The organism is Bacteroides sp. 519 (assembly GCF_010500955.1).
In the GTDB taxonomy this organism is placed as follows: Bacteria; Bacteroidota; Bacteroidia; order Bacteroidales; family Bacteroidaceae; genus Bacteroides.
Genome location: NZ_QVMJ01000010.1, coordinates 62,983 through 89,782 on the forward strand (window position 1 = coordinate 62,983; position 26,800 = coordinate 89,782).

Genomic DNA, 26,800 nt, shown 5'->3' on the forward strand with positions numbered 1-26,800 from the left:
TTTTACCTATTATCTTTATCTACTCTATTACCTTTATCACCTTTATCTACTCTATTACCTTTATCTACTTTATCTCTAACTTTTCTATTTCGCGCAACCAGCTTGCAGCACTTGCATCACTTGGCATACGCCAATCGCCACGGGGACTGAGCGTAATACTACCAACTTTAGGACCATCGGGCATACACGAACGCTTAAACTGCTGACTAAAGAAACGACGGAAGAAAGTATAAAGCCATTTCTTTATCGTTTCATTATCGTATTTATTTCCAAAAGCTTTTTGAGCCAGGAAATATATTTTAGACGGACGGAAGCAGTATTTTAGAAAGTAATACATAATAAAATCATGTAATTCATAAGGCCCTACCAAATCCTCTGTTTTTTGTTTTATCTCGCCATCGTCCTTAGCTGGGATTAATTCCGGACTAATCGGAGTATCGGCAATGTCGAGTAGGGTTTTAGCAGCAATACCATCCATTTCGTTTTCGCCCACCCATTTAACCAAGTATTTAACCAATGTTTTAGGAATGCTTGAATTAACACTATACATAGACATATGATCGCCATTATAAGTAGCCCACCCTAAAGCCAACTCAGACAAATCTCCTGTACCAATAACAAGGCCATTGACTTGATTGGCAATATCCATTAAAATCTGTGTACGTTCGCGAGCCTGACCGTTCTCATAAGTTACATCATGAATATTAATATCATGACCTATATCTTTAAAATGCTGAATACATGCCTCTTTGATACTAATTTCCCGTGTGTTTATCCCTAATACTTCCATCAGATTCAACGCATTCTGATAAGTACGATCGGTAGTTCCAAAACCTGGCATTGTAACACCAAGAATATTCTTTCTTGGCAGCTTTAACTTATCGAATGTTTTAACACAAACCAATAAAGCCAATGTTGAATCCAACCCTCCGGAGATACCAATTACAACAGAATTTAAATGCGTATGTGTTATTCTCTGTGCCAAGCCAGCTACTTGAATAGCGAATATCTCTTCGCAACGTTCTTTTAGTTCATTACCATAAGGAACAAATGGAAGAGAATATATTTTACGGGTAATTTCAATCTCCTTGGCTTCTGTTTCAACAGAGATTCTTATAGGTTCGTCTACATTAATGTTGCCTTTACTGGCTGCAAATGTTTTATTCACCCTGCGTTCCGTACGAAGGTGTTCAATATCTATTTCACTAATAATAAGTTGTTCTTCTAAACTAAAGCGCTCGCTCCGGGCCAATAAAGTTCCATTTTCAAAGATCAAACCATTTCCGGCAAACACAACATCGGTAGTAGATTCACCAAATCCACTTGATGAGAAAACATAACCGGCTAAACAGCGAGCAGATTGCTGACTGATTAACGACAACAAATAATTATGCTTAGCAATACCTTCATTATCAGCCGAGAGGTTGAATATGATTTCTGCTCCCTGAAGAGCTAAATAAGAACTTGGTGGTATGGTTGACCATAAATCCTCGCAAATTTCAATAGCAAAAGTTGTATTCGATGCTTCAAACAGTAAATTCTTACCGATGGGTACAACCTGTCCGCATAAACGTATATGCTTTTCGGATAATACATTAACCGAAGAGAACCATCTTTGCTCATAAAATTCCTTATAATTAGGAAGATAGGTTTTAGGAACTACCCCAAGAATCTTTCCTTTCTGAATTACAACAGCTGTATTATATATAACAGAATTAACACTTACAGGCATTCCTAAAATAGATACAATATTTAAGTGACGCGTGTTGTGCAGAATCTGCATAAGTCCAACCTCAGCTTCTTCTAACAATAAATGCTGAAAAAACAAATCTGCCGAAGTATATCCTGTAATACTTAGCTCCGGGAAATTTATTATCTGTACTCCTTTATCTTCGGCTAATGCAATTAAACGTTCAATTTCTTTTGCATTAAGAAGACAATCACTAATACTTACACGGGGAATAGCAGCCGCTACCTTTACAAATCCGTAATTCATGTTTTTACATTTAAAAATGAATACAAAAATAGGAAATAATCTCCAAATACAAATATAGTTTACTTTAAAACAACACATATAGTATAACCCTGAAGTTTTGCATATCTATAAGTTCATACTTCGATAATTATTGCACACCTAAATACTGTTGATAAATATTTATTTTTTATTTGATTAGATTGACATAATTATTATCTTTGCAGTGAAACGACTATTTCGGGGTTTATACAAAAAAATTAAAGCTATGAACGCATTTGACCGACTATTAGAATTTAAAATTAAGCCATCTGTTCAAAGAATGGCTATTATGGACTATCTTTTAAAGAACTGTAATCATCCTACTGTGGAAGATATTTACAAGGCTTTATCACCTTTCATTCCGACGTTGTCTAAAACTACTGTTTACAATACGTTGAAACTATTTGCAGAACAAGGAGCCGTAACGATCCTTACTATTGACGATAAAAATGCATGTTTTGATATAAAAATGACTCCGCATGCTCATTTCCTCTGTAAAAAATGCGGCAGCATATCCGATCTTCCACACGAAATGTCTTCAAAAGACATGAATACACTAAAGGAAATGGGGCATAACGTTACAGAAATACATTATTATTATAAAGGTATATGCAAAAAATGTCTTAAAACATCACAAAATGATTAAATATGAAGAAAAATCAATTACTTCTACTGCTTTTTATGATCTCTTTTACATCTTGTGCCGCATCGACCGAGAAGGTTATTAAATTACCTTCGCCCAACATGAATCGTCCTTCAACGGTTATGAATTCTCTGTCTGAAAGAAAATCCACACGAGAATACTCGGATAAAGAATTAACTTTGGCAGATTTAGGAGATATGCTTTGGGCAGCAAACGGAATTAATCGCCCCAAAGAAGGAAATAGAACAGCACCTTCTGCTATGAACAAACAGGATGTTGATGTATATGTAATTATGGCTAAAGGGGCATATTTATACGACGCTGCAAATCATTCTTTAAATCTTATAATAGAAGGCGATCATCGGGCTTTGGTTGCCGGTAAACAAGATTTTGTATTACAAGCACCTGTGTCGCTGGTATTAGTCAGTGATTTCTCTCGTTTAGGAGAACCCGAAAACGAGCGAGTAAAAGCCATGGGCGCTGTCGATGTTGGCATTGTTTCGCAAAATATCTCTATTTTCTGTGCAGCAGCTAAGCTTGCCACTGTACCAAGAGCTTCGATGGAACATGCTACACTAAAAACAACATTAGGATTAACCGATGCACAATCGCCTATAATTAATCATCCGGTAGGATATTTTAAATAACTCCTAAATTACATGTTTTGTTTTATTACATCAACCAAAACATTTCCTTGTACAACGAACACGAAGATAATATCTTCTTTAAGAGAAACATTAAAAATTCCTTTTTGTTCATTAAAATAGTAATAGATAAAATGTAGCATTTACATTGAAAAAAACTATCTTTGGATGAAAAATTTTTCTATGAAGCCTCATATTGCGTATTTAATAACCATAAACCTATGAAATTTTTATTTGTAGTACAAGGAGAAGGAAGAGAACATTGTAGCCAGGCACTGGCTTTAGAAGAAATATTACTGCGTAACGGACATGATGTGGTAGAGATACTTGTTGGAAAAAGTTCATATAAACCGTTACCCGGCTTTTTTAACCGTGATGTGCAATCGCCTGTTAAATGGTTTTTAAGCCCTAACATACTTCCTGCACCGGGTAAATCCTGGTGGTATATGTCTAAAAAAATGTTTCTCAGTGTACTTGATATTCCGGAATATGTGCGAAGTATGCGTTATATATATCAACGCATTGTAAATTCAGAAGCGGATATGGTTCTGAATTTCTACGAACCTCTTTCGGGACTTCTATATGGATTTATGCCCCAAAGCATTCCTTCTGTATGTATTGGACACGAATATTTATATTTGAATCGTGAACTGGCTTTAGATATAAATTCACCTTATAAACTATCATTCTTACGCTTCCTTACCAGTGTTACTTGCATGGGGTCCAGTAAATGTTTGGGATTATCGGTTGAAGAAGTTCCCGACGACTGGGGAAACCGAATAGCTGTAGTTCCTCCGTTGCTTCGGCAAGAAATTATGTCTCTACAACCCGAAAAGGCCGAAAAGGGTGACTTTGTACATGGGTATTTAGGAAGAAATAATCAAATTCGTCCATTAATGGAGTTTCATACTCGTCATCCTGAAATACCGATGCATTTGTTTAGAAAGAAAAGAGATGCTATCCAAACATGCGAAATTGATAAAAGCCTTTTCCTGCATCAGTTCGACGAAATAAACTATCTGAATTATTTAGCCGAATGCAAAATCAGCGTTAACACTGGTAGTTATGAGTCTATCTGCGAAACGATGTATCTGGGTAAACCTTTCATTATTATGCCGGGAAATATAATTCAGAAATGTAATGCTTTCCTAGCTGCTTGCGCCGGTGGCGGAACGATAGCTGTTGGCAACACACACGAACCGCTTCTTTATTTAAAGAATTCGGAAGTGCAACACCAGAATTTTGTGAAGTGGGTAAATAAGAGTGAACAGATTATTCTACAAGAACTAGAAGAGGTTAGATCGCCCAAAAAAGCATTTAGTTTCAATCGCTAACTTTATTCAAGAATGGAAGGAGTTAATTGGAGTTAAAGCAATAATACAGATCAATAGAGGGAGAATGTGTCAAAACTCCAATCGGTTTTTGACACACCCTCATGGCATAACACTAGCCCTTTTCGATCTCTTTTGTTTGTGGCAGAACAAGGTTTAGTAAAACGCCTGTTAATGCGGCCAATCCAATACCGGATAACGAAAAGTTTCCCCATGTAAACACAGCTCCACCAATACCTACAGTAAGAGTAATAGACACAATAATTATATTCCGGGTATCATTTAGGTCTGTACGATTATGAATCATATTAGATATACCTGCACTGGCAATTGTTCCAAAAAGTAAAAGCATAATTCCTCCCAATACAGAACCCGGTATAGATTTTAAAAGCGCACTTACTTTACCTATTACAGAAAAAAGAATCGCTGTTACGGCAGCTATGCGAATAACCTGTGGATTGGTAACCTTAGTTAGAGCCATTGCCCCTGTTACTTCTGAATAGGTTGTTACCGGAGGTCCTCCAACAAACGAAGCAAAAAGACAGGCTAACCCATCTCCTAAAAATGTACGGTGAAATCCCGGGTTCTTCACAAAATCTTTTCCGGCAACTGTATTCACAACATATACATCACCAATATGCTCTATAACAGGAGCAATGGCAACTGGTATCATAAACAGAATTGGCTCCCACGAAAATGTTGGAAACACAAACTGCGGAAATCCAAACCATGCTGCTTCACGTACGCCTGAAAAATCAACATCAAAAAAGATAAGGGCTACAACATAACCAACAATTATTCCACAGAAAATAGGAATCAGTTTCAATAAACCCTTTGCATATATCGAAACCACAATAGCAGTAAGAAGAGCCACCAAGGCCAACACCCAGTTCTCTTTTGCCATATTTACACCAGTACCCGACAAGGATAAACCGATTAAAATAATAACCGGACCAATAACTACTGGTGGAAACAACCGCTGAATAAAACCAACTCCTCTCCATTTTACAATAGCGCTCATTATAAAATAAACAAGTGCTACCCCTATCAGCCCACCAATAGTACCTGGCATGCCATACAGTTCGGTTGCTTTAACCATGGGAGCGATGAATGCAAAACTACTTCCAAGATATATGGGAACAATACCTTTGGTTACTAAATGAAAAATTAGTGTACCGATACCGGCTACAAATAAAGCTGTGGCCGGGTCTAATCCGACTAACAGAGGCACAAGAACTGTTGCTCCAAAAGCAACAAAAAGAAACTGCACTCCTACAATTCCTTTGCGAAGAGGTGAAAGATTGTTAGTATCCATTATATTCTTTTTGATTCTGTTAGCAAAAGTAATTCTTTCATATCATTCTTCCCTTATTTATCTGTAAAAAGTGAACAAAAGACTCCTTATTTTTTGTTATTTATGTAACTTCGCGAAATCTATGTAAATCTTTCTATTAATATAACTTTTATTGCTCATGTATTTCTCTCCTGAAAATATTTTGTTAGTTGGCTCTGTACTGTTGTTTGTTAGTATAGTTGTTAGTAAAACTGGCTATCGGTTTGGGGTTCCTACCCTGCTACTCTTCCTTTTTGTAGGAATGTTTTTTGGCAGTGACGGATTGGGATTACAATTCAGTAGTGCCAAAGAAGCTCAATTTATTGGTATGGTATCACTTAGTGTAATTCTGTTTTCTGGTGGTATGGACACTAAGTACTCCGAAATTAAACCGGTTTTAGCACCTGGTATTGTATTGTCTACTTTGGGTGTATTGCTAACAGCTGTGTTTACCGGATTCTTTATCTGGTTTATAACCGGAATGAGTTTTACCAACATCCAATTACCTCTTTTAACTTCACTGTTGTTGGCTTCTACAATGTCGTCAACCGATTCGGCTTCTGTTTTTGCTATACTGCGTTCGCAAAAAATGAACCTGAAACACAATCTTCGTCCAATGCTTGAATTAGAGAGTGGTAGTAACGACCCAATGGCGTATATGCTAACTATTGTTTTAATTCAGGTAATACAATCGGGAGGCATGCAACTTGGTGGCATTTTGGGATCCTTTGTTGTTCAGTTTGTTGTGGGTGCCGGTGCAGGTTATATATTGGGTAAGTTAGCAGTATTTATGCTAAACAAGCTTAACATAGATAATCAATCGCTCTACCCTATTCTATTATTAGCATTTGTATTCTTTACCTTCTCTCTCACCGATCGTATACATGGAAATGGCTATCTGGCTGTTTATATTGCCGGCATCATGGTTGGGAATAACAAAATAACTCACCGCAAAGAGATATCAACTTTTATGGATGGGTTAAGTTGGTTGTGCCAGATTGTTATGTTCCTTTCATTGGGATTATTAGTTAATCCGCACGAGCTGCTTAGTATTGCTTTGGTTGCTTCCTTAATAGGAGTCTTTATGATTATAGTAGGACGCCCCCTCAGTGTTTTTCTATGCTTGTTACCATTCCGGAAAATCAATACACGTTCAAAGATATTTGTTTCCTGGGTAGGATTGAGAGGTGCTGTACCCATTATATTTGCTACTTATCCTGTAGTAAGTAACATACCTGGTGCCAATATTATTTTTAATATTGTTTTCTTTATAACCATCCTCTCACTTGTTATACAAGGCACCACTATTCCGTTTTTTGCACGTAAACTTAACCTGTCTACCCCTTTGGAAAAAACAGGAAACGATTTTGGAGTAGAATTACCCGAAGAAATTAATAGTGATTTAAAAGACGTAACAGTAACACTCGAAATGCTTGAAAAAGCCGATACACTAAAAGATATGAATCTGCCTAAAGGAACACTTGTTATGTTAGTTAAACGTGGAAATGAGTTCTTAATACCCAATGGTTCGCTTAAGCTTTGTGAAGGCGATAAACTTTTATTTATCTCCGAAGGTCAACAAAAAAGCAGTTAATAACTATATTGATTTCTAACAACTTAGAGTTTCGCACGCCTCCGTTTTATGTTATTTAACAATAAAACTGCGCACGAAACTCTTTTTTGTTAACATAGAATGTTATTTTTGCGCAGATTTATTAAAAATGTGCAAAACAACACGATGGAGAAAGAACAAGAGTTCATTGGATATATTGAGCAAAGTATAATCCAAAATTGGAATCTGAACGCTCTGACTGACTATAACGGTGTTACTCTTCAATATAAAGATGTAGCTCGTAAGATAGCCAAATTTCATATTGCCATGGAAATGGCTGGTATTAAACCAGGTGATAAAATAGCTGTATGCGGGAGGAATAGTGCTCACTGGGGTGTAGCTTACCTTGCCATAGTGACTTATGGAGCAGTTGTTGTTCCAATACTTCATGAATTTAAAGCTGATAACATTCACAACATTGTTAATCACTCCGAAACTCAATTACTCTTTGTTGGTGATCAGATATGGGAAAACCTAAATGAAGAAGCAATGCCTTTTTTGAAAGGAATTATTTCGTTAGCCGATTTCTCCCTGCTTGTATCACGGTCGGAAGAATTAAGTTATGGACATGGGCATCGAAACGAAATCTTTGGTAAACGCTATCCCAGTAGATTCAGTGAGGAACATGTTTCCTATAAACAAAACACTCCGGATGATCTGGCTCTTATTAATTACACATCGGGTACTACAGGGTTTTCTAAAGGTGTTATGCTAAACTACCGTTGTTTATTATCGAATGTATTGTACTGCCAGGAAATGACACCACTAAAACCGGGCGACAGAACCATTGCAATACTTCCTATGGGGCATGTATTTGGTATGACGTATGATTTTCTTTATGGAATCTTCTCGGGAGTGCATATTCATTTCCTTACTCGTATCCCCTCTCCTAAAGTTATTGCACAAGCATGTGCTGATATAAAACCCAATCTTATTTGTTGTGTTCCACTTGTTGTTGAAAAAATAATTAAAAAAGATATTCTTCCCAAGTTAGATAGCACAATAGGCAAACTGCTTTTAAGAGTTCCTATTATTAACGACCGCTTAAAGGCAACAGCCCGGCAGGCCGCCATTGATATATTTGGAGGCGAATTCGACGAAATTATTGTAGGAGGGGCTCCTCTAAACAAAGAAGTTGAAGCTTTTCTTATGAAAATCGGATTTCCTATTACCGTAGGATATGGAATGACCGAGTGTGGCCCACTAATTAGTTCCGAACGTTGGGAAGATCATAAATTATATTCATGCGGCACTCCTGCCTCACGAATGACTGTTAAGATAGACTCTGACGATCCGGAAAACATTCCGGGAGAAATTCTTTGTAAAGGGGATAATCTGATGATCGGATATTATAAAAACCCTGAAGCTACTGCCCAAGCCATCGACGAAGATGGATGGTTGCATACTGGCGACCTTGCTACAATGGATGCTGCCGGACATATTACTATTCGCGGACGCCAGAAAAGCGTATTGATGGGTGCTAGCGGACAGAACATTTATCCGGAAGAGATTGAAAGTAAGCTTAATAATATGCCTTTCGTTTCCGAATCGTTGGTAGTGATGCAGAATGATAAAATCGTAGCTCTTATATATCCTGACTTTGACGAAGCTTTTGCACAGGGGCTTCAACAAACTGATATTGATAAAGTTATGGAAACCAACAGGGCTGAACTTAACCAGATGCTACCTAAATACTGTCAGATAGCCAAAGTGAAAATACATTTCGAGGAATTCGAAAAAACAGCAAAGAAGAGTATTAAAAGGTTTATGTATCAGGAAGTAAAAGAATAGAATTGCTATTATAGAGTTAGAGAATATATGCAAATCTTAATCTATGTTATAAAACACATTGTTTTAATCAAAGAATTTGCTAATGTACAGAATGTACGTATCTTTGCAATGTGTTTTTCATAGTATTAGATTTAAGGTTAACAAAGGTTGGGGTCAGGCGTGATCCCTTTTTTTATGCCCATACTTCAAACTATAAGCTTATGATATTTGTAAAAAGGCTAAAACTATATGCTATTTTTTACCGCAGCACATTAAAGATAAATCTCCCTATCTCTGTTCTGGCGGGATTTATCATAACCACAGGCAGACCGAGTTTTGGAATATTATCTTTTTTAACTGACACGCTTATCATGCACTGCACCATTGCCATGATTATTGATCTTTTATACAAAGAACTAAGCAGAAAAGAAGAATATTATTTTTATTATAATGCTGGGATTTCTAAATGGCACATTATTTTATCGGCCTTTTTTATTTCTGTTATTCCTTTTATTCTATTTCAACTAATTGTTAGCTTATGCAACATTCATTAGAACTGGATAGCGTTTTAAAAACATTTGGTAGTTTTCAATTACTTACAGATGTTTATCTTCGTATTAACACCAACGATGTTATTGGTTTATTTGGCCGCAACGGTACCGGAAAAACGGTTTTACTGAATATTTTATTCGGAACAATGAAAGCGGATAGAAAATTCATCCGTTTAAACGAAGCAAAAGTACTGGATAAAACCTTTAAAAAAGAAAGTTTAATTTCTTATCTTCCTCAACACCATTTCTTACCCAAACACCTGAATATTGAGAAAATAACATCTGTATTTCTTTCAAAAGAAAAGAAAGAGGCTTTCTTTCATAATGATGATATAGCAAATATCAATCGTAAACGGCAGTTTATAGAATTATCGAGCGGAGAAAGAAAATACCTGGAAATAAAACTACTGTTATTCAAAGAATCTAAATTTCTTTTATTAGATGAGCCATTTAATTTCCTCTCACCTCTTATTATCAAACAAGTTACCGAACTAATAAAAGAACATGCTGCTAATAAAGGTATTATTATTGCCGATCATAATTACAAGCATGTTTTAAATGTAGCAAACCGAATAATGATAATAAAAGAAGGGGTACTTAAAGAATTGACTGATAAACAGGGATTGGTAGAACAAGGTTATTTGAAAGAATATATTTGAAAAGTTTTCTGGATTGTCTTTTTGAGTTCGAGCGAAAGACGGGATTCGAACCCGCGACCCTAACCTTGGCAAGGTTATGCTCTACCAACTGAGCTACTTTCGCAAATACAAGTGAAGGAAATGAGACTCGAACTCACACGACCGACCGGTCACTACCCTCTCAAAGTAGCGCGTCTACCAATTCCGCCATTCCTCCATTTTTTTAAAGAGCGCTTTGTTTTAATTGTGCCCAGAACAAGACTCGAACTTGCACGTCTCTCAACACTCGCACCTGAAACGAGCGCGTCTACCATTCCGCCACCTGGGCGTTATAAAACAAATTGAGCGAAAGACGGGATTCGAACCCGCGACCCTAACCTTGGCAAGGTTATGCTCTACCAACTGAGCTACTTTCGCAAATACAAATGAAGGAAATGAGACTCGAACTCACACGACCGACCGGTCACTACCCCCTCAAAGTAGCGCGTCTACCAATTCCGCCATTCCTCGCGTTTGCGGTTGCAAAGGTAAATAATTTCTGCAAACCTACAAATAATCCATCTAATTTTTCTTGCAAAATATCATATTAGCTCATTCTGTCTCTGTAATCTTCATATATAAAGTGCTTATAAACGATAGGCTTTCCTTCTTTGGTCCACAAGCCTATTGCCGGATGCTGAATACCATTAAACATATTGGTTTTCACCATAGTATAATGAATCATATCTTCAAAAACAACCCATTCGCCCGGTTTTAATTCATGGTCAAAGTTCCAATATCCCATATAATCACCACTAAGGCAAGAATTGCCTCCTAATCTATATATATATGGTCCTTCCTCACTTATCCGGGCACCACGAACTTCCGGTTGATACGGCATTTCCAAACAATCGGGCATGTGGCATGTAAAGCTAACATTTAAAATAGCAGTTTTAATTCCACGACTCTCTACAATATCCACAACTTGTGAGGTTAGAACACCTGTTTGCCATGTAAAAGCAGACCCAGGTTCAAGAATAATATCCAAATGAGGATAACGTTGTTTTAAACCTTTTAATAGATCAATAAGGTGTTCCACATCGTAATCTTTCCGGGTCATTAAATGGCCACCACCCAGATTGAGCCATTTCAACCGCCCAAACCATTTACTGAACTTATTTTCTATATGGTATAAAGTACGTTCCAACTCGTAAGAAGATGATTCACAATGGCAGTGGCAATGAAATCCTTCGATTCCATCCGGCAATTCATCTGGTAGCAAATCGGCTGTTAGCCCGAAACGGGTTCCTGGCGCACAAGGATTATACAATTCGGTAGCTACTTCCGAAAATTCCGGATTTATCCGCACTCCGCAAGAGATACCCTTTCCATCGGCTTTAACAAATGGATAAAAACGGTTAAACTGAGAAAGTGAATTGAAGGTAATATGACTACTACACTTCATTATTTCAGGAAACTCCTCCTCGGTATAAGCTGGTGAGTAGGTATGTGCTTTACTTCCAAATTCTTCTAAAGCTAAACGTGCTTCATACAAAGAACTGGCTGTTGAATGATCAATATATTCACGAAAAATCGGGAATGAACGCCACATGGCAAACGATTTAAATGCAAGAATGATCTCCACTCCTGCCCTTTTGCGAACGCTATTTATTAATTCCAGATTTTTTCGCAATAATGCTTCATCCATGATATAGCAAGGAGAAGGAAATTGGGTAAAGTCCATAATCATTTACGATTTACTATTTTATAATTTATGATTTACTTTGTTCAGTCATTCAAAACCTTAAAACGGGCGAAACGTAGCAGCAGTTGTTTGTTTCCTGCATTTTTAAAGTGAATGGTTGCTTTCATATTATCACCATCACCTTCTATTTTTAAAACTTCGCCTATACCAAAACGTTCGTGTTCAATGTTTTGGCCTACTTGTATATTGGTATTCGATGCTGTGCCCGATGATCCGGCAGATAATAAAGAAGGGGTTACCCTTTTCATCGTACCAGTAGTATTGGGTAAGTTCCTGTTTATCGGTGATCTTGGTGTTGTGCCGGAACGGAATACCGGTTGTTCTCTTCTTACTTCTCTCATTTCATCGGGAAGTTCCAGATAACAGGTGTCAATATCTCGCAGAAACCGGCTGGGGCTTGCAAACTCACTCTTTCCATAGCGCATACGATTACGGGCAAACGACAGGAAACAGTTCTTCTCTGCACGGGTAATGGCTACATAAAACAGTCGACGCTCTTCTTCAAGAGCAGATGGCACATAGGTAACATTGTTTCCAGGAAACAAATTTTCTTCCATTCCAACCACAAATACATTCGGAAACTCCAACCCCTTGGCAGCATGAATGGTCATTAAAGTAACCTTTTCATCTTCTCCTTTATCCGAATCCTGATCGGTTAGTAAAGCCACTTCCGATAAAAAGTCTATCAATAAAACATGTGGATCTCCTTCTTCTAATCTTTGTGAACAGAAATCCTGTACACCATTCATCAGTTCTTCAATATTCTCTTGACGACTAAGGTTTTCAGGAGTATTATCCTGGCGAATATCATTCATAATCCCCGATTTATAAATAATATCTCTTCCCAGATCATAAGCGTTCTTTACTGGTAAATCAACCATAAAGCCGGTAATAAGATTACGAAATGCTTCAATCTTATTCTGCGTAGCTTTGGATATATTGATTTCGTATGCCAGAGGGTCAGACATGGCAGTCCATAAACTTACTCCATGATTAACAGCACCATCAATAATTTTACCCACAGTAGTATCACCTATTCCGCGAGCCGGATAGTTAATTATACGTTTAAATGCCTCTTCATCGTTAGCATTCACAACCAAACGAAAATAGGCAATTGCATCTTTTATCTCCTTTCGTTGATAGAAAGAAAGACCGCCATATATTTTATAAGGTATAGACCGTCGTCGTAATGCTTCTTCAAAAATACGACTTTGGGCATTGGTACGGTACAAGATTGCAAAATCGGAATAGCTATCTTCTCGCCGGCGGTGTATTTCGGAAATTTTATTAACCACAATTTCACCCTCTTCCATATCCGAATATGCTTGAAAAACCCCAATCGGTTCTCCACGTTCTTTTTCGGAAAAAACTTCTTTTGGAATCTGCCGTTGGTTCTTTTCAATCAAACTATTGGCAGCGCTTACTATTGTTTGCGTTGAACGATAGTTCTGTTCCAGTTTAAAAATCCGGGCAGTAGGATATATCTTAGTAAAGTTCAATATGTTATCAATATTGGCTCCTCTGAAAGAGTAAATGCTCTGCGCATCATCGCCCACCACACAAACTTTCTGGTTTTCTTTAGTTAACTGATACACAATAGAGTGTTGAGCATAATTGGTATCCTGATACTCATCAACCAATACATACCTGAACTGAGCACTATATTTTTGCAATACATCCGGAAAATCACGGAATAGAATAAATGTATAAAACAACAAGTCATCAAAATCCATTGCACCGGCATTTTTGCATCGTTCCCAATATTTGCTATAGATATCACGAATTGCCGGCATTCTCAAATCCATATCGTGTTGAATCAGTTCGCGGTTCACTGCATAAGCAGCTGGCGATATTAATAGGTTTTTTGCATTAGATATTCTGGTTTGTACTACACCAGGTTTATACATTTTTTCATCCAGCTTCATTTCTTTCATTATAGAACGAAGCAAACTTTTTGTATCTGCCGTATCGTAAATGGTAAATTGAGATGTGAATCCCAATAAAGAAGCCTCGACCCTTAATATCCGGGAGAAAATAGAATGAAAAGTGCCCATCCATAAATATTTAGCTCGGTTTCCACCTACATTTTTAGCAATACGCTCTTTCATTTCGCGTGCTGCCTTGTTAGTAAATGTCAATGCTAAAATATTCCACGGATTATATCCGTTATCAAGCAAATAAGCTATTTTGTATGTTAAAACCCGTGTTTTACCAGAACCTGCACCAGCTATCACAAGAGACGGCCCTTCGTTATACATTACCGCCGCCTGTTGGCTTTCGTTCAATTCTTCCAGGTAATTTATTGACATATTTATAATTTGAAAGTTGAGAATAGAAGTGCAAACTTAGAGTAAAATCCTGAGATATTCAAATGGGTATTACAAAATATAGTGTCCACCCTGTCCACCCATAAAGTCTTTTGGTTCAGCTTAGGGCTGATTTGAAACAAAACTCCTCTACACAGGAGTTTAAAAATGCAAAAACATTCAACACATCAACACAGAAGGACTTATTCGCTTGATTAACAATACATTAAATGCGTGTTGAATGCCGTGTTAAATGCGTGTTGACAATTCTTTCAACACGCTTATTTTGAGCTTCGACCTCTAATTATAGTAGGGACTTTCTGCTGGAAAACCCCGGACTATTCCGCGTAATAGTCCATAGTTTTCCATGAAATAGTCCATACTTCTACGCAAGCTATATAGCAGAGTGGTCTCGGTCTATATAGCTGAGTGCCTTCGTGCTATATAGCTTCGACCCTTCATGCTATATAGCTTCAATCCTTTGCTCTATATAGAAAGATATTTTATTTATTGTTGATTCCGGTAGGAGAAAGGCTTTGTCCTATTACAATGCTTGTTACACTCGCATTTTTGTAACTGCCTTATTTTGAACGATTAAGAAAAAACAATTGGTGCTACCAGTGGTAGATATGTTTTACTATCACTGCATCTATCACTAACTTAATTGTTTGATTATCAAAAAATTAATCAAGCTAGTGATAGCAGTGATAGCAAAATCACGAAAAAACATTTTCTGTAGCAACGCTGATTTGCTTAAAGTGCTTAAGGGCAGGGCGTACGCATTGAAGATGTTTAAAAACCATTTTACGCCAATCTGTCATAAAAGTATTATCTTTGCATTCCGTTTCCTATAAAAAACTTAATTGGCAAAGTTTTTGTTAGAGAAGAAGATAGTTTGTATTGAATTATAAAAAACAAAAAAGAAATATGGACCCAAAAGAAAAAGAAACACTCCATGAGGAGGATGTAACGAAAGAATTTTCGGAAGATATCACTGATGAGAATCCAGAAGATGAACATGATGAAGTACTGGATGAAGAAGAAACATTAGCAAAAACAATTGATAATCTGACCGAAGAACTGGAGAGTCAAAAAGACAAATACCTTCGCCTGTCTGCCGAGTTCGACAATTATCGCAAACGTACCATGAAAGAAAAAGCAGAACTGATTCTCAATGGTAGCGAAAAAAGTATTGTCAGCTTCCTTCCTATAATAGATGATTTAGAACGCGCCATTAAAACTTCAGCTACTACAGATGATGCAACTGCCATAAGAGAAGGCATTGAATTGATTTACAATAAATTTATTTCTATCCTGGCACAACATGGTGTGAAAATCATTGAAACAAAAGACCAACCACTTGATACTGACTATCACGAAGCAATAGCAGTAATCCCTGCTCCGGCCGAAGAGTTGAAAGGTAAAATCCTTGATACAGTACAAACCGGATACACTATGAACGATAAAGTTATTCGACACGCCAAAGTGGTGGTTGGCGAATAAAACATTTCTGATTTTTGAGAAACGAACATAAAAATATGGCAAAAAGAGACTATTACGAAGTATTGGAGGTAACAAAAGAATGTACTTCTGAAGAAATTAAGAAGGCATATCGAAAAAAAGCAATCCAATACCATCCGGACAAGAACCCTGGTGACAAAGAAGCTGAGGAAAAATTTAAAGAAGCTGCCGAAGCTTATGATGTATTAAGTAATCCGGATAAACGTTCTCGCTACGATCAGTTTGGACATGCCGGAATGAGTGGTGCAGCCGGAAATGGCGGTCCGTTTGGCGGATTTGGTGGTGGCGGTATGTCTATGGATGATATCTTCTCCATGTTTGGTGATATTTTCGGTGGACATAGTGGATTTGGTGGTTTCAGCGGATTTGGAGGCGGTGGTGGCAGTAGCCAGCAAAGACGTTTCCGCGGTTCGGACCTGCGTGTAAAGGTTAAACTGGACCTCAAAGAAATCTCAACTGGTGTTGAAAAGAAATTCAAGTTAAAGAAATATATTCAGTGTGATCACTGTCATGGAAGTGGTGCCGAAGGAAATAGCGGAGTTGAAACTTGTTCAACCTGTAAGGGTAGCGGATCGGTAATCCGTAACCAGCAAACCATATTAGGTACCATGCAAACGCGGTCTGCCTGTCCTACCTGTGGCGGAGAAGGAACCATCATTAAAGAAAAGTGTAAAGTTTGTGGTGGCGATGGAATTGTTCATGGCGAAGAAGTTGTAAGCGTTAGAATACCTGCTGGTGTTGCCGAAGGTATGCAACTATCTATGGGTGGAAAAGGAAATGCGGGTAAACATAATGGTGTGCCTGGCGATTTATTGATTCAGGTACAAGAGGAAGCACATCCCGATCTTATCCGCGATGATAACGATTTAGTTTACAACCTCTTATTAAGCTTCCCGATTGCAGCTCTTGGTGGTGCTGTCGAAATCCCAACAATAGACAGTAAAGTAAAAGTTAAGATTGATCCGGGAACACAACCAGGTAAAGTGTTAAGACTCCGTGGTAAAGGTCTTCCAAGTGTGAATGGATACGGAACCGGTGACTTACTGGTTAATGTTAGCATATATGTGCCGGAAGTATTAAATAAGGAAGAAAAAAGCGCACTGGAAAAGCTTGATGAATCGGATAACTTTAAACCAAGCAGTACTGTTAAGGAAAAAATATTCCGCAAGTTCAAAAGCTTATTCGATTAAAGCGCGAAGGTGTAAAAGCGCGAAGGCGCGAAAGGATGAAGGCGCGAAAGCATAAAGGTATACTTTGCTTTCGCGCCTTTACGATTTCGTGCTTTCGCGCCTTTGCACCTTCGCGCTTTTGCGCCTTTGCTTTCATCCTTTTGACAAAAAACAAACGTATTTTGATGATTTTTCAACCCTAATGCATATCTTTATATCTAATATTGCATGATATGACAAAACATACATTAATTACGCTTGTTTTTACTTTACTATGCATTAACACATTTGCCGGATCATTCAAGCAATTAGGTGTAAAAGATGGGTTAAGTAGTCGGCAGGTATTCCGAATCAATAAAGATTCCAATGGATTTATATGGTTTTTCACATCTTCGGGAGTAGACCGGTATGATGGAAATGAAATCAGACATTACCAACTCGATGAAGAATCTGATAGCCAAAATCATATTCTCTCATCAACCATTATGACATGTGATAAATCCGGCAATATCTGGATATCACTAAAAAACGGAAAGATATACGCATACAATAAATCGAAAGACAGATTTGTGCTGAAAGCGGATTTAGCCAACACCTCCCATCCCTCTCCTGTTATTCTCAATGATATACTTTTCGATTCTAATAACCAGCTTCTGGTATGCACATATACAGGTATTCACTCACTGGATATTGAAACAAACACACTCTTACCAGTTGCTCTGCATTACGAATATGTAAACCGTGTTATTCAGGCAGACGAAAATACGTTCTATGCCGGTACAAATACACATGTTTACCAATTAACCAAACAAGATGCCGGCAATACATACACAGCCAAGCAACTTAACCTGCCAATGGAGGTGCGTGCAGAATCTCTTTACATATCCGGCAACAAACTATATGTTGGTAGTTTTTCGAATGGAGTTTTTGTAGTTGAGTTATCAACTGGAAAAACAACTTCATTGCATCAATACATTCCCAGTGTACCAATTCGTGCATTTGCAGAGAATAACGGTGCAATTCTGGTGGCAACCGATGGTTCGGGAGTATACAAAATAGATAAAGTAACCAATCAACTGATTGATCATTACATAGCTGATGAAGACGACGACAGAAGTTTGAGTGGAAACACAGCATCGGATATTTATGTAGATGAACGAAATGGGATATGGGTTAGCACATATACACATGGAGTCAGCTATCTGGCACCCGAAAACCCGGATATTGAATGGGTAAGACATGGACACAACAATCAGAACTCTCTTATCTCAAGTCATATCAATACTGCTATACAAGATTCTGAAGGAGATTACTGGTACGGAACCAACAACGGCATTAGTTTATACCAACCGAAAAGCAAAAAATGGACACATTTCCTCAACGATAAAAGTAACGATATCAATTACTCATCCGTAGTACTGGCTCTTTGTGAAGATAAGAACGGTAATGTTTGGACAGGTGGATATGGCATAGGTGTATACTGCATCAATAAAAAGAAACATAGTGTACAAAAGATAAAAAGCCAGAACAACAACGAAGGAATTGCCTCGGATTATATTTATACAATTTATTCCGAAGGAGATAATATCTGGTTTGGGGGCATTGAGGGCGAACTTACCTGTTACAATACTTCAACAGGCAAATACACATATTACCCGATTGATTGTTTAGGCGATATAAAATCCGGTACAAATAACAACCTACTGATTGCAGGCTGCGGAGGTTTGGGCATATTTAATAAATCAACAGGAAATACCGCATGGCATAATACATTCAATAATACAACTCTACGATATCCCATACGCTGTCTTATCCTAGCATCCTCAGGCGATATATGGCTTGCTACAAATGGAGAAGGTCTTATTCAGTTTAACCCTACCACAAATAAATCGCGGATATATACCATAAATGATGGATTCAACTCGAATGCCATAAATAGTCTTATTGAAGACAATGCCGGACGTATATGGTTCACTACCGAAAGAGAACTTTATTGTCTTGACTTAAAGAAAGACAAGGTAATGAGTATGAATGAATTTCTCGATATTCACTGGGGATATTATAATCCTAACGCTGCAATGAAATTACAAAATGGTAATCTGGCATTTGGCACAGCAGAAGGCTTACTTGCTTTCTATCCCCATTTTGATTTTGAGAAAGAAGAATCTGCCGATCTGATATTTACCGACTTCAAACTGTTGTACCAATCGGTTAAAGCCGGTATTGAAGGTTCTTTATTGCAACAAGCTATCAATGAAACATCGGCAGTTAAGTTGAAATATGCGCAAAACTCATTCTCAATATCATTCTCTGCCATAAACTTTGTACATCCGCATAAAGTGAGATATGAGTATAAACTGGAAAATTTTAACGATGAATGGGAACACTCTAATAATACGGAAAGTGTTAACTATATGAATCTCTCACCCGGCAAATATATTTTTAAGTTGAAAGCCATTGATAAATACACCCATCACGAAATAGGAGAACGAAGCCTTGAAATTGTTATTGGGCGTCCATTCTGGGGTTCATGGTGGGCAATACTTATCTATTTAATTGTCATTTCAGCACTTATATTCCTTATTATACAATTTGCACGAAATAAGATTAATGAATACAATACACAAGAAAAAATACGTTCATTTATTAACATTGCTCACGACATACGTACTCCGATAACCTTAATTAAAGCTCCTTTAAGCGAATTAGAATCGCAACCGGAACTACCAGAAAAGAGTAGAAAAGATATTGCTGTAGCATCCAGAAACGCAGAAAGGCTCTTTACCATGGTTACGCAACTACTCGATTTACAGAAAACAGAGATGCACCCTGAAAAGCTATCTGTAGCAGAACAGGATATTAATCTTTATATGGAAGAAAAGATTTCCGACTTCCGGCTTGCAGCCATACAAAAAGGATTGGATTTGTATCTGGATATTGCACCCAATTTTCCCAAAGTATGGTTTGATAGGAATAAGATGAATAATATCATGGACAATCTGCTATCAAATGCTTTAAAGTATACCGAAGAGGGTTCCATTACAATTATTGTAAACTACTCACGTTATAAATGGGGTATCGAAGTTAAAGATACAGGCATTGGTATTCCGCAGAAGGAACAAAGCAACCTGTTTCATCAGTTCTACAGGGCCGGAAATGCTATAAATTCAGACGAGAGCGGCTCGGGTATCGGATTGGTTATTACCCGTAGAATGATTAGACAACAACATGGTAAGATTACATTCAACAGTGTTGAAAATCAAGGAACAACATTTACTGTTACATTCCCACGGAAACTCAAAGTACCGGTTGTTGCAGAGATTCCAAAGAAACCGGAAAATACAGTAATTATCCCTCCACAGGAAAAGCTTCTTAAACCATCTACCAGAAAGAATGTACTTCTGCTGGCAGAAGACGATGATGACATGCGCGAATATCTCACCGACAGTTTATCGTCCGAGTATGAGGTTGTTAGTGTAACAGATGGTGGTAAGGCTTTGGAAACAGCCAGAGAGATAAACCCGGATATTATTATATCCGATGTTATTATGCCCATATTACAAGGTGATGAACTATGCAGAATGCTCAAATCGTCTGTTGAAACCAGCCATATTCCTGTAATATTATTAACTGCATTGAATGAAAGAGAAAATATAATTTTTGGTCTGGAAGCCGGAGCCAACGATTATATAATCAAGCCTTTCGATTTCTCTGTATTGAAAGTACGAATACGTAACATTCTGCAAAACAGACAGCATTTAAGAGAAACGGTTCTTTCGTCGGAAACAAACCTTACAGATATAGATTACACCAGTCAACTGGATAAAGAGTTTCTGGACAAGGCTATGGAGATTATCAATACAGAAATGGCTAACCCGGAATTCTCCATAAATGATTTTTGCCAAACACTTGGCATGAGTCGTACTTCGGTTTACAACAAAATAAAAACACTAACCGATCAAAGTCCAAACGACTTTATCCGGATTATCCGCCTGAACAAGTCGAAAGAACTGCTTTTATCACGCAAATATACAATTGGTGAAGTATCGTCTATGGTAGGTTTTTCCGACCCCAAATACTTCAGTACTTGCTTTAAAAAGCAGTTTAGTATTAGTCCAAGCAAAATTTAAACTAATCAACCTGTATTTATACCTATCCAGATGAACTTTGAACCTTTTTTGTCAGAAATTAAACCTTAATCTAGTCAATACTACGTAATATTGTCATCAGAAAATTATTCAATATATAATTATTAAGATGGAAACATACGTAGGTATTGATTTAGGAGGTACAAAGCTACTAATAGGAGAAGTCGATTGCCATGGAAATATCCTTAAATATAAGAAATATGACTCAGGATATTTTAACCAACAGGCAGCATCAGATATAATAAAATCATCATTGGATGATTATATTAAGACTGTAGGCTGGACAGACAAAAAGCCCGTTGGTATGGGTATTGGTTTAATTGGTCGGGTTGACCCTGTTGAAGGAATCTGGTTACAGATTGACCCCAGCCGTACCCACCCCATTGCTTTGGCTAAGGAGATAGAAGAAATATATGGCATACCTTGCCATATTGACAACGATGTTAAAAGTGCAACCCGTGCCGAACGTGTTTTTGGTTTCGGACAAATCTCTAAAAACTTTCTCTATATTAATGTTGGAACCGGCATTGCCGCGGGCTGCGTAGTAAACGGCCGTCAGATTCGTGGTAGCCATTTTAATGCTGGCGAAGTTGGTCATACCCGGGTAGGTGTTAACATAGGGATAAAATGTGGTTGTGGCAGAACAGATTGTGTTGAACTAATTGCCTCGGGCCTTGGTTTTGACCGTTGTGCCCGTTTCCTTCAGGATCAGTATGAAACGAAACTACATATTCCCGAAGATAAAGGCGAACGAATTTTAATCAGCGAAGTATTTACCCTAAGCCAAAAAGGTGATCCTTTGTGTGTACAACTGGTAGAGAATGCTTCGGAAGCTTTGGCCAACCTCATCATGAACCTTGTACGTGTTAGCGATCCGGATACTGTTGTACTGGGAGGAGGAATCGTATCGGATGGATACATTCACACAAAAGTACTGGAGAAACTAAATCCTACAACGATGCGCTTTGTTACAAACGGTGTGGTTATTACTAAATTAAATCCCGACTTTATTGGATTGCTGGGTGCTGCTGCCGTAGCAATGAATATGTAATGAACAGTTTATGAAAATTACAATAGCAAAAAACGAAAAAGAGTTCGACCAGATAGCAGCGTGGAGAATCATTGCTGAAATACTAACCAATCCCAAGGCTGTTATCGGACTCTCAACAGGGCGTACCACAAAGAACCTGCATAATATCGTGGGGGATATATATACCGGATTTCCGTTCGATGTATCCAATGTTACTTTCTTCGGACTGGATGAAATTACAAATATCCCCCGCGATTTCCGTGGAGCATGTTATACCATGCTCAAAACTGAAATGATTGATGCCTTAGGAATTAAAGAGGAAAACTTTATTATGCCTCCTACCTATTCCGATGATTTTAATAAAGAATGTCGGGACTTTCAAAATGCAATAGAAAGCCGGGGCGGTATCGACCTTCAAATTCTTGGCTTAGGCGAAAACGGTCATCTGGGATTCAACCAGCCGGGATCACCATTCGAGGGAGAAACATGGGTAACCCAAATGGACGAAAAGCTGGAAACCCGGATCAGAAAGGAAACCAACACTCCTCCGGAAGTAGAACTGGGCGGGCTTACATTAGGTATTAAAAATATAATGCAGGCACGGAAGATTATTCTGGTAGCTAAGGGAAACAATAAAGCAGAAATTGTTAAGCAAATGCTTCAAGGTCCTATCAGTACTGATGTACCGGCATCTATCTTGCAATTTCATCCTAATTGTGAGTTTCTACTTGATACCGAATCAGCACAAAAACTATTTTTTTAGAACACAGAGACACAGAGGCACAGAGTTTTTAATTATGCCTCACTTTATTTGAAATCTCTATGCCTCTGTGTTCTATATTCCCTATATATTATAACAAACTAATTAATGATATTATGACTCAACACGAAAAACAAGTAAGTTACGTGGGACCATTTATAACAATGGTATTCCTGTTCCTCATTGTAGGATTTCTCACTACTGCCAATACACAGTTTCAAGGGCCATTGAAAGCAGCATTCCTGTCGGGTGTTGGCGATCTTAAGAATACATTTGCTACACTTATTACTTTTTCCTGGTTTCTGGCCTACCCTATTTGTGGTGGCATCGGATCATCATGGATTAACAAATATGGTTATAAAGGAACGCTCGTTCGCGGACTCTTTGTAATGATAGCAGGGTTAGGCTTCTTTTTCCTTTCTTCATTATTTACGGTTAATTTCCCTGATTCGAACCTGCAAATAGGCAGTAATGTAGTGCCCTACGGCTTCTTCATCTTCCTGCTGGGATCATTTGTTGTTGGAGCATCAGCCACTATTCTACAGGTTGTTATAAACCCCTATCTTACAGCCTGTTTTGTTAAAGGCACACAACCCATTCAACGATTAGCTATCGGAGGATCGGCAAATTCAATCGGTACAACACTAGCACCTTATTTTGTTAGCGGTATTGTTTTTGGCGGACTGGCTATGGAAGATGTTCAGGTTAAACAACTGATGATACCTTTCTTATCGCTTATGGTTGTGATTTCAATCATAGTATTCATTCTTATGAAACTATCATTGCCCGATATACAAGGAACTCGTGTGCAGGAAGGTGAAAAGCTGGAAAAAAGTGTCTGGTCATTCCGTCATCTTACATTAGGGGTAGTAGCTATATTCTTTTATGTAGGTGTTGAGGTGTGTATCGGAGCCAATATTAACCTGTATGCCATTGAACAAAATTACGCCTCGCCTGCCCTTATGGCTACACTTTATTGGGGTGGAATGCTTATTGGCCGATTAGTAGGAAGTTCTTTAAGCAAAGTTTCTCCAAGAGTACAACTCATTGTAACAACTATTTCGGCTACTATCCTTACTATATTAGCTATCAGTCTAAACAATCCGTGGCTACTTACAGCTGTTGGTTTATTCCATTCTATTATGTGGGGAGCCATTTTTACATTGTCGGTGGCACATTTAGGAAAATATACTTCGGTAGCATCGGGGGTATTTATGATTGGTGTTGTAGGTGGTGCAATATTACCTTTATTACAAGGTATATTTGCCGATGCCCAAGGATGGAGATGGTCCTGGTTTATAGTTATCTTTGGTGAGTTGTTTATGCTTTATTATGCACTATTCGGCTCGCGCATTCGTCAAACAGCAGATTAAAGGCTATAAAGGTTATAAAGTAGATAGAGGTTATAAAGTAGATAAAGACTTTATCAACTCTATAACCTTTATAATCTTTATCAACTTTATAACCTTTATTAACTTTATCAACACATAAACATATGAACATACTAAAATTTCTGTCATTAGCCATAGTGGCTACACTGTTTTCTTGTGATGGTACAAAAGCTTCATCGCAGGAGCCTGCTGACAATAAAATTATTGTTGCTTATGTAACTTCATGGAGTAAGATTATGCCCGATCCGGAGTACATGACTCATATTAATTATGCTTTCGGGCATGTAAACGAAACATTCAATGGTGTAGGAATTGCCAACGAAGAGCGTTTGAGAAGCATTGTAACACTCAAATCCCAAAAGCCTGACCTGAAAATTCTCTTATCGATTGGTGGTTGGGGAAGTGGACGTTTCAGCGAAATGGCAGCCGACGATAATCTTCGCAAACAATTTGCAGAAGATTGCGAACGAGTAGTAAAAGAGTACAATCTGGATGGAATAGACATTGATTGGGAGTATCCTACTAGTGCAATGGCAAAGATATCAGCTTCTCCGGATGATACTAAGAATTTCACTTTACTTATGCGTGATATCCGGAATGCTATTGGCAAAAATAAATTGCTTACACTTGCAACTGCTGCCAGTGCAAAATACATTGATTTCCGGGGAATTGACCCATATATTGACTTTGTTAATATAATGACTTACGACATGGCTTCTGCCCCTAAACATCATTCTGCATTATATAAATCCGAAAACACTGGTGATTTAGTTGGCGATGATGCTGTGAATGCACATATTAATGCTGGAGTTTCGCCCAAAAAACTAACTATGGGCATGCCATTTTATGGCCGTGGAGGAGACTCGTTCCCTAATTTCATGGATTACAAAGATGCCATTAACACAGATGGATATACTGAAAAGTGGGACGATGTGGCTAAAGTTCCTTATTTCGTAAACAAGGAAGGAACATTTGTATATGGTTACGAAAATCCCCGCTCGCTGGCTATTAAATGCCAATATATTGTAGACAAGGGTCTGCTAGGTGGCATGTACTGGGATTATGATGGCGACAATGAAGCAGGTGATTTGCGCCGCACAGTATACGAAAGTCTAATGAAGCCGCAAGCCAAAACAAATGCAGCATATAAGGTTTTGGTACTGACAGAAAGAGGTGGGCAACATGGCGGATTTACAGATGCCGGCATTAAATGGCTTTCGGAACAGGGCAAAGAATTAAACTTTGAAATCACTGAAATAAATAACGCCAACCCAATTACCGAAGAGTACCTTTCGCAATACAAATTAATTATTCAGTTAGATTTTCCTCCATATACATGGTCGGACACAGCCCAAAATGCTTTCATTAAATACATTGATGAAGGTCGCGGAGGATGGGTTGGCTTTCATCATGCAACCTTATTAGGTGATTTTGACGGCTATCCTATGTGGGAATGGTTTTCCGATTTTATGGGAGATATCCGTTTCCAGAATTACATCGCTCCTCTTGCCGACGGAACTATTATTGTGGAAGATAAAAACCATCCGGTTATGAAGGGAGTTAATCCTACATTTGTTATTCCTGATGATGAATGGTATACCTTTAATAAAAATCCACGGCCTAATGTTCATGTATTAGCTTCTGTAGATGAGTCTACTTATACTCCTGATTCAGAGGTCAAAATGGGAGATCATCCGGTGGTATGGGTAAATAAGAATAAAAAAGCCCGCAATGTTTATTTCCTTATTGGCCATAGCAAAAAGCTATATGATACTGTAGACTTTACTAAAATGTTCAGAAATGCCATTGAGTGGGCAGCGGAGAAAGGTCAATAAACAACTCTAATACTTTTGTTTTCGTACCACAAGCGTGGTACAAAAGTACCATGCTTGTGGTACAAAAGTGTCTTAGTAGTGATACTTTTGTACCACCCTGCGTGGTACTTTTGTTTCAAGCTTAAAATAACCCATGAAACTTTTTTCTCAGGCTAAAAAAATCAGTGGTATTATAATTCGTTGATTATCAGTATTCAATTTAAAAGTATCCGGATAATAAATCATTCTGGTTTATTTAACCTGAATTATTCATATTCGTTTGGAATTGAATAAAAACACAGAGGTACTGTGTTGAATTCCAAATTAAATTAAATATTTTTTCTATCTTTGTCTCCGCCAAAGGAAGGCTTCATGCGATAC

18 protein-coding genes and 5 tRNA genes are annotated in these 26,800 nt (G+C 37.9%); 14 read left to right on the plus strand and 9 right to left on the minus strand.

Going from position 1 to position 26,800, the window contains the following annotated elements:
- Positions 1 to 64 precede the first annotated feature (64 nt).
- A complete protein-coding gene (locus tag D0T85_RS10745) occupies positions 65 to 1,996 on the minus strand; it encodes an NAD(+) synthase (protein WP_163213118.1) in 1,932 nt (643 codons plus the stop codon).
- 244 nt (positions 1,997 to 2,240) lie between these two features.
- On the opposite strand from D0T85_RS10745, the gene D0T85_RS10750 reads away from it, so the two are divergent.
- The 3 genes from D0T85_RS10750 (at position 2,241) to D0T85_RS10760 (ending at position 4,635) form a co-directional block, all read left to right on the plus strand.
- On the plus strand, positions 2,241 to 2,660 hold the full coding sequence (locus D0T85_RS10750) for a Fur family transcriptional regulator (RefSeq protein ID WP_163213120.1): 420 nt from the start codon (positions 2,241 to 2,243) through the stop codon (positions 2,658 to 2,660).
- Between the two features lie 2 nt (positions 2,661 to 2,662).
- Complete coding sequence (locus D0T85_RS10755) at positions 2,663 to 3,304, plus strand: SagB/ThcOx family dehydrogenase (RefSeq protein WP_163213122.1); 642 nt, start codon at positions 2,663 to 2,665, stop codon at positions 3,302 to 3,304.
- 218 nt (positions 3,305 to 3,522) lie between these two features.
- Complete coding sequence (locus D0T85_RS10760; protein WP_163213124.1) at positions 3,523 to 4,635, plus strand: glycosyltransferase family protein; 1,113 nt, start codon at positions 3,523 to 3,525, stop codon at positions 4,633 to 4,635.
- A gap of 112 nt (positions 4,636 to 4,747) precedes the next feature.
- Here D0T85_RS10760 and D0T85_RS10765 read toward each other — a convergent pair whose 3' ends face one another.
- The gene (locus D0T85_RS10765; RefSeq protein WP_163213127.1) at positions 4,748 to 5,947 is read right to left on the minus strand and encodes a uracil-xanthine permease family protein; all 1,200 of its coding nucleotides are present in this window, start codon (positions 5,945 to 5,947) and stop codon (positions 4,748 to 4,750) included.
- Between the two features lie 157 nt (positions 5,948 to 6,104).
- Here D0T85_RS10765 and D0T85_RS10770 point away from each other — a divergent pair, with 157 nt between their 5' ends.
- The 4 genes from D0T85_RS10770 (at position 6,105) to D0T85_RS10785 (ending at position 10,557) form a co-directional block, all read left to right on the plus strand.
- Positions 6,105 to 7,559, plus strand: a complete 1,455-nt coding sequence (locus D0T85_RS10770) for a potassium/proton antiporter (protein WP_163213129.1) — start codon at positions 6,105 to 6,107, stop codon at positions 7,557 to 7,559.
- Between the two features lie 144 nt (positions 7,560 to 7,703).
- Positions 7,704 to 9,368: a long-chain fatty acid--CoA ligase gene (locus D0T85_RS10775; protein WP_163213131.1), complete on the plus strand. Its 1,665-nt coding sequence runs from the start codon at positions 7,704 to 7,706 to the stop codon at positions 9,366 to 9,368.
- A 200-nt stretch (positions 9,369 to 9,568) separates the two neighbouring features.
- Entirely contained in the window at positions 9,569 to 9,901 is a 333-nt protein-coding gene (locus D0T85_RS10780) for a hypothetical protein (protein WP_163213133.1), read from the plus strand.
- A complete protein-coding gene (locus D0T85_RS10785) occupies positions 9,886 to 10,557 on the plus strand; it encodes an ATP-binding cassette domain-containing protein (RefSeq protein ID WP_163213135.1) in 672 nt (223 codons plus the stop codon). The genes D0T85_RS10780 and D0T85_RS10785 overlap by 16 nt, the downstream gene beginning before the upstream one ends.
- A gap of 30 nt (positions 10,558 to 10,587) precedes the next feature.
- Here D0T85_RS10785 and D0T85_RS10790 read toward each other — a convergent pair.
- The 7 genes from D0T85_RS10790 to D0T85_RS10820 all read right to left on the minus strand — a co-directional run bounded on the left by D0T85_RS10790 (position 10,588) and on the right by D0T85_RS10820 (position 14,589).
- Positions 10,588 to 10,660, minus strand: a tRNA-Gly gene (locus D0T85_RS10790).
- Positions 10,661 to 10,669: 9 nt separating this feature from the next.
- A tRNA-Leu gene (locus D0T85_RS10795) sits at positions 10,670 to 10,753 on the minus strand.
- 30 nt (positions 10,754 to 10,783) lie between these two features.
- Positions 10,784 to 10,864 (minus strand) — tRNA-Leu (locus D0T85_RS10800).
- A 16-nt stretch (positions 10,865 to 10,880) separates the two neighbouring features.
- A tRNA-Gly gene (locus tag D0T85_RS10805) sits at positions 10,881 to 10,953 on the minus strand.
- Positions 10,954 to 10,962: 9 nt separating this feature from the next.
- Positions 10,963 to 11,045, minus strand: a tRNA-Leu gene (locus D0T85_RS10810).
- 77 nt (positions 11,046 to 11,122) lie between these two features.
- Positions 11,123 to 12,262, minus strand: coding sequence for a carboxynorspermidine decarboxylase (nspC, locus tag D0T85_RS10815; RefSeq protein ID WP_163213165.1), 1,140 nt, complete (start codon positions 12,260 to 12,262; stop codon positions 11,123 to 11,125).
- Positions 12,263 to 12,303: 41 nt separating this feature from the next.
- The gene (locus tag D0T85_RS10820) at positions 12,304 to 14,589 is read right to left on the minus strand and encodes an ATP-dependent helicase (RefSeq protein WP_163213137.1); all 2,286 of its coding nucleotides are present in this window, start codon (positions 14,587 to 14,589) and stop codon (positions 12,304 to 12,306) included.
- A 924-nt stretch (positions 14,590 to 15,513) separates the two neighbouring features.
- Between D0T85_RS10820 and D0T85_RS10825 the strand changes: the two genes are divergently transcribed.
- The 7 genes from D0T85_RS10825 (at position 15,514) to D0T85_RS10855 (ending at position 26,440) form a co-directional block, all read left to right on the plus strand.
- Entirely contained in the window at positions 15,514 to 16,089 is a 576-nt protein-coding gene (locus tag D0T85_RS10825; RefSeq protein WP_163213139.1) for a nucleotide exchange factor GrpE, read from the plus strand.
- Between the two features lie 35 nt (positions 16,090 to 16,124).
- A complete protein-coding gene (gene dnaJ / locus D0T85_RS10830; protein WP_163213141.1) occupies positions 16,125 to 17,297 on the plus strand; it encodes a molecular chaperone DnaJ in 1,173 nt (390 codons plus the stop codon).
- A gap of 212 nt (positions 17,298 to 17,509) precedes the next feature.
- Entirely contained in the window at positions 17,510 to 21,406 is a 3,897-nt protein-coding gene (locus D0T85_RS10835; protein WP_163213143.1) for a two-component regulator propeller domain-containing protein, read from the plus strand.
- A gap of 127 nt (positions 21,407 to 21,533) precedes the next feature.
- Positions 21,534 to 22,475, plus strand: a complete 942-nt coding sequence (locus D0T85_RS10840) for an ROK family protein (RefSeq protein WP_163213145.1) — start codon at positions 21,534 to 21,536, stop codon at positions 22,473 to 22,475.
- A gap of 10 nt (positions 22,476 to 22,485) precedes the next feature.
- Positions 22,486 to 23,217: a 6-phosphogluconolactonase gene (locus tag D0T85_RS10845; protein WP_163213147.1), complete on the plus strand. Its 732-nt coding sequence runs from the start codon at positions 22,486 to 22,488 to the stop codon at positions 23,215 to 23,217.
- 113 nt (positions 23,218 to 23,330) lie between these two features.
- Positions 23,331 to 24,587: an MFS transporter gene (locus tag D0T85_RS10850; RefSeq protein WP_163213149.1), complete on the plus strand. Its 1,257-nt coding sequence runs from the start codon at positions 23,331 to 23,333 to the stop codon at positions 24,585 to 24,587.
- A 122-nt stretch (positions 24,588 to 24,709) separates the two neighbouring features.
- On the plus strand, positions 24,710 to 26,440 hold the full coding sequence (locus D0T85_RS10855) for a glycosyl hydrolase family 18 protein (RefSeq protein ID WP_163213151.1): 1,731 nt from the start codon (positions 24,710 to 24,712) through the stop codon (positions 26,438 to 26,440).
- Positions 26,441 to 26,800 lie beyond the last annotated feature (360 nt).

Coding starts and splice junctions, on each gene's coding strand:
- D0T85_RS10745 (WP_163213118.1), bottom strand. CDS start 1,996: ATGAATTACGGATTTGTAAAGGTAGCGGCTGCTATTCCCCGTGTAAGT.
- D0T85_RS10750 (WP_163213120.1), top strand. CDS start 2,241: ATGAACGCATTTGACCGACTATTAGAATTTAAAATTAAGCCATCTGTT.
- D0T85_RS10755 (WP_163213122.1), top strand. CDS start 2,663: ATGAAGAAAAATCAATTACTTCTACTGCTTTTTATGATCTCTTTTACA.
- D0T85_RS10760 (WP_163213124.1), top strand. CDS start 3,523: ATGAAATTTTTATTTGTAGTACAAGGAGAAGGAAGAGAACATTGTAGC.
- D0T85_RS10765 (WP_163213127.1), bottom strand. CDS start 5,947: ATGGATACTAACAATCTTTCACCTCTTCGCAAAGGAATTGTAGGAGTG.
- D0T85_RS10770 (WP_163213129.1), top strand. CDS start 6,105: ATGTATTTCTCTCCTGAAAATATTTTGTTAGTTGGCTCTGTACTGTTG.
- D0T85_RS10775 (WP_163213131.1), top strand. CDS start 7,704: ATGGAGAAAGAACAAGAGTTCATTGGATATATTGAGCAAAGTATAATC.
- D0T85_RS10780 (WP_163213133.1), top strand. CDS start 9,569: ATGATATTTGTAAAAAGGCTAAAACTATATGCTATTTTTTACCGCAGC.
- D0T85_RS10785 (WP_163213135.1), top strand. CDS start 9,886: ATGCAACATTCATTAGAACTGGATAGCGTTTTAAAAACATTTGGTAGT.
- D0T85_RS10820 (WP_163213137.1), bottom strand. CDS start 14,589: ATGTCAATAAATTACCTGGAAGAATTGAACGAAAGCCAACAGGCGGCG.
- D0T85_RS10825 (WP_163213139.1), top strand. CDS start 15,514: ATGGACCCAAAAGAAAAAGAAACACTCCATGAGGAGGATGTAACGAAA.
- dnaJ (WP_163213141.1), top strand. CDS start 16,125: ATGGCAAAAAGAGACTATTACGAAGTATTGGAGGTAACAAAAGAATGT.
- D0T85_RS10835 (WP_163213143.1), top strand. CDS start 17,510: ATGACAAAACATACATTAATTACGCTTGTTTTTACTTTACTATGCATT.
- D0T85_RS10840 (WP_163213145.1), top strand. CDS start 21,534: ATGGAAACATACGTAGGTATTGATTTAGGAGGTACAAAGCTACTAATA.
- D0T85_RS10845 (WP_163213147.1), top strand. CDS start 22,486: ATGAAAATTACAATAGCAAAAAACGAAAAAGAGTTCGACCAGATAGCA.
- D0T85_RS10850 (WP_163213149.1), top strand. CDS start 23,331: ATGACTCAACACGAAAAACAAGTAAGTTACGTGGGACCATTTATAACA.
- D0T85_RS10855 (WP_163213151.1), top strand. CDS start 24,710: ATGAACATACTAAAATTTCTGTCATTAGCCATAGTGGCTACACTGTTT.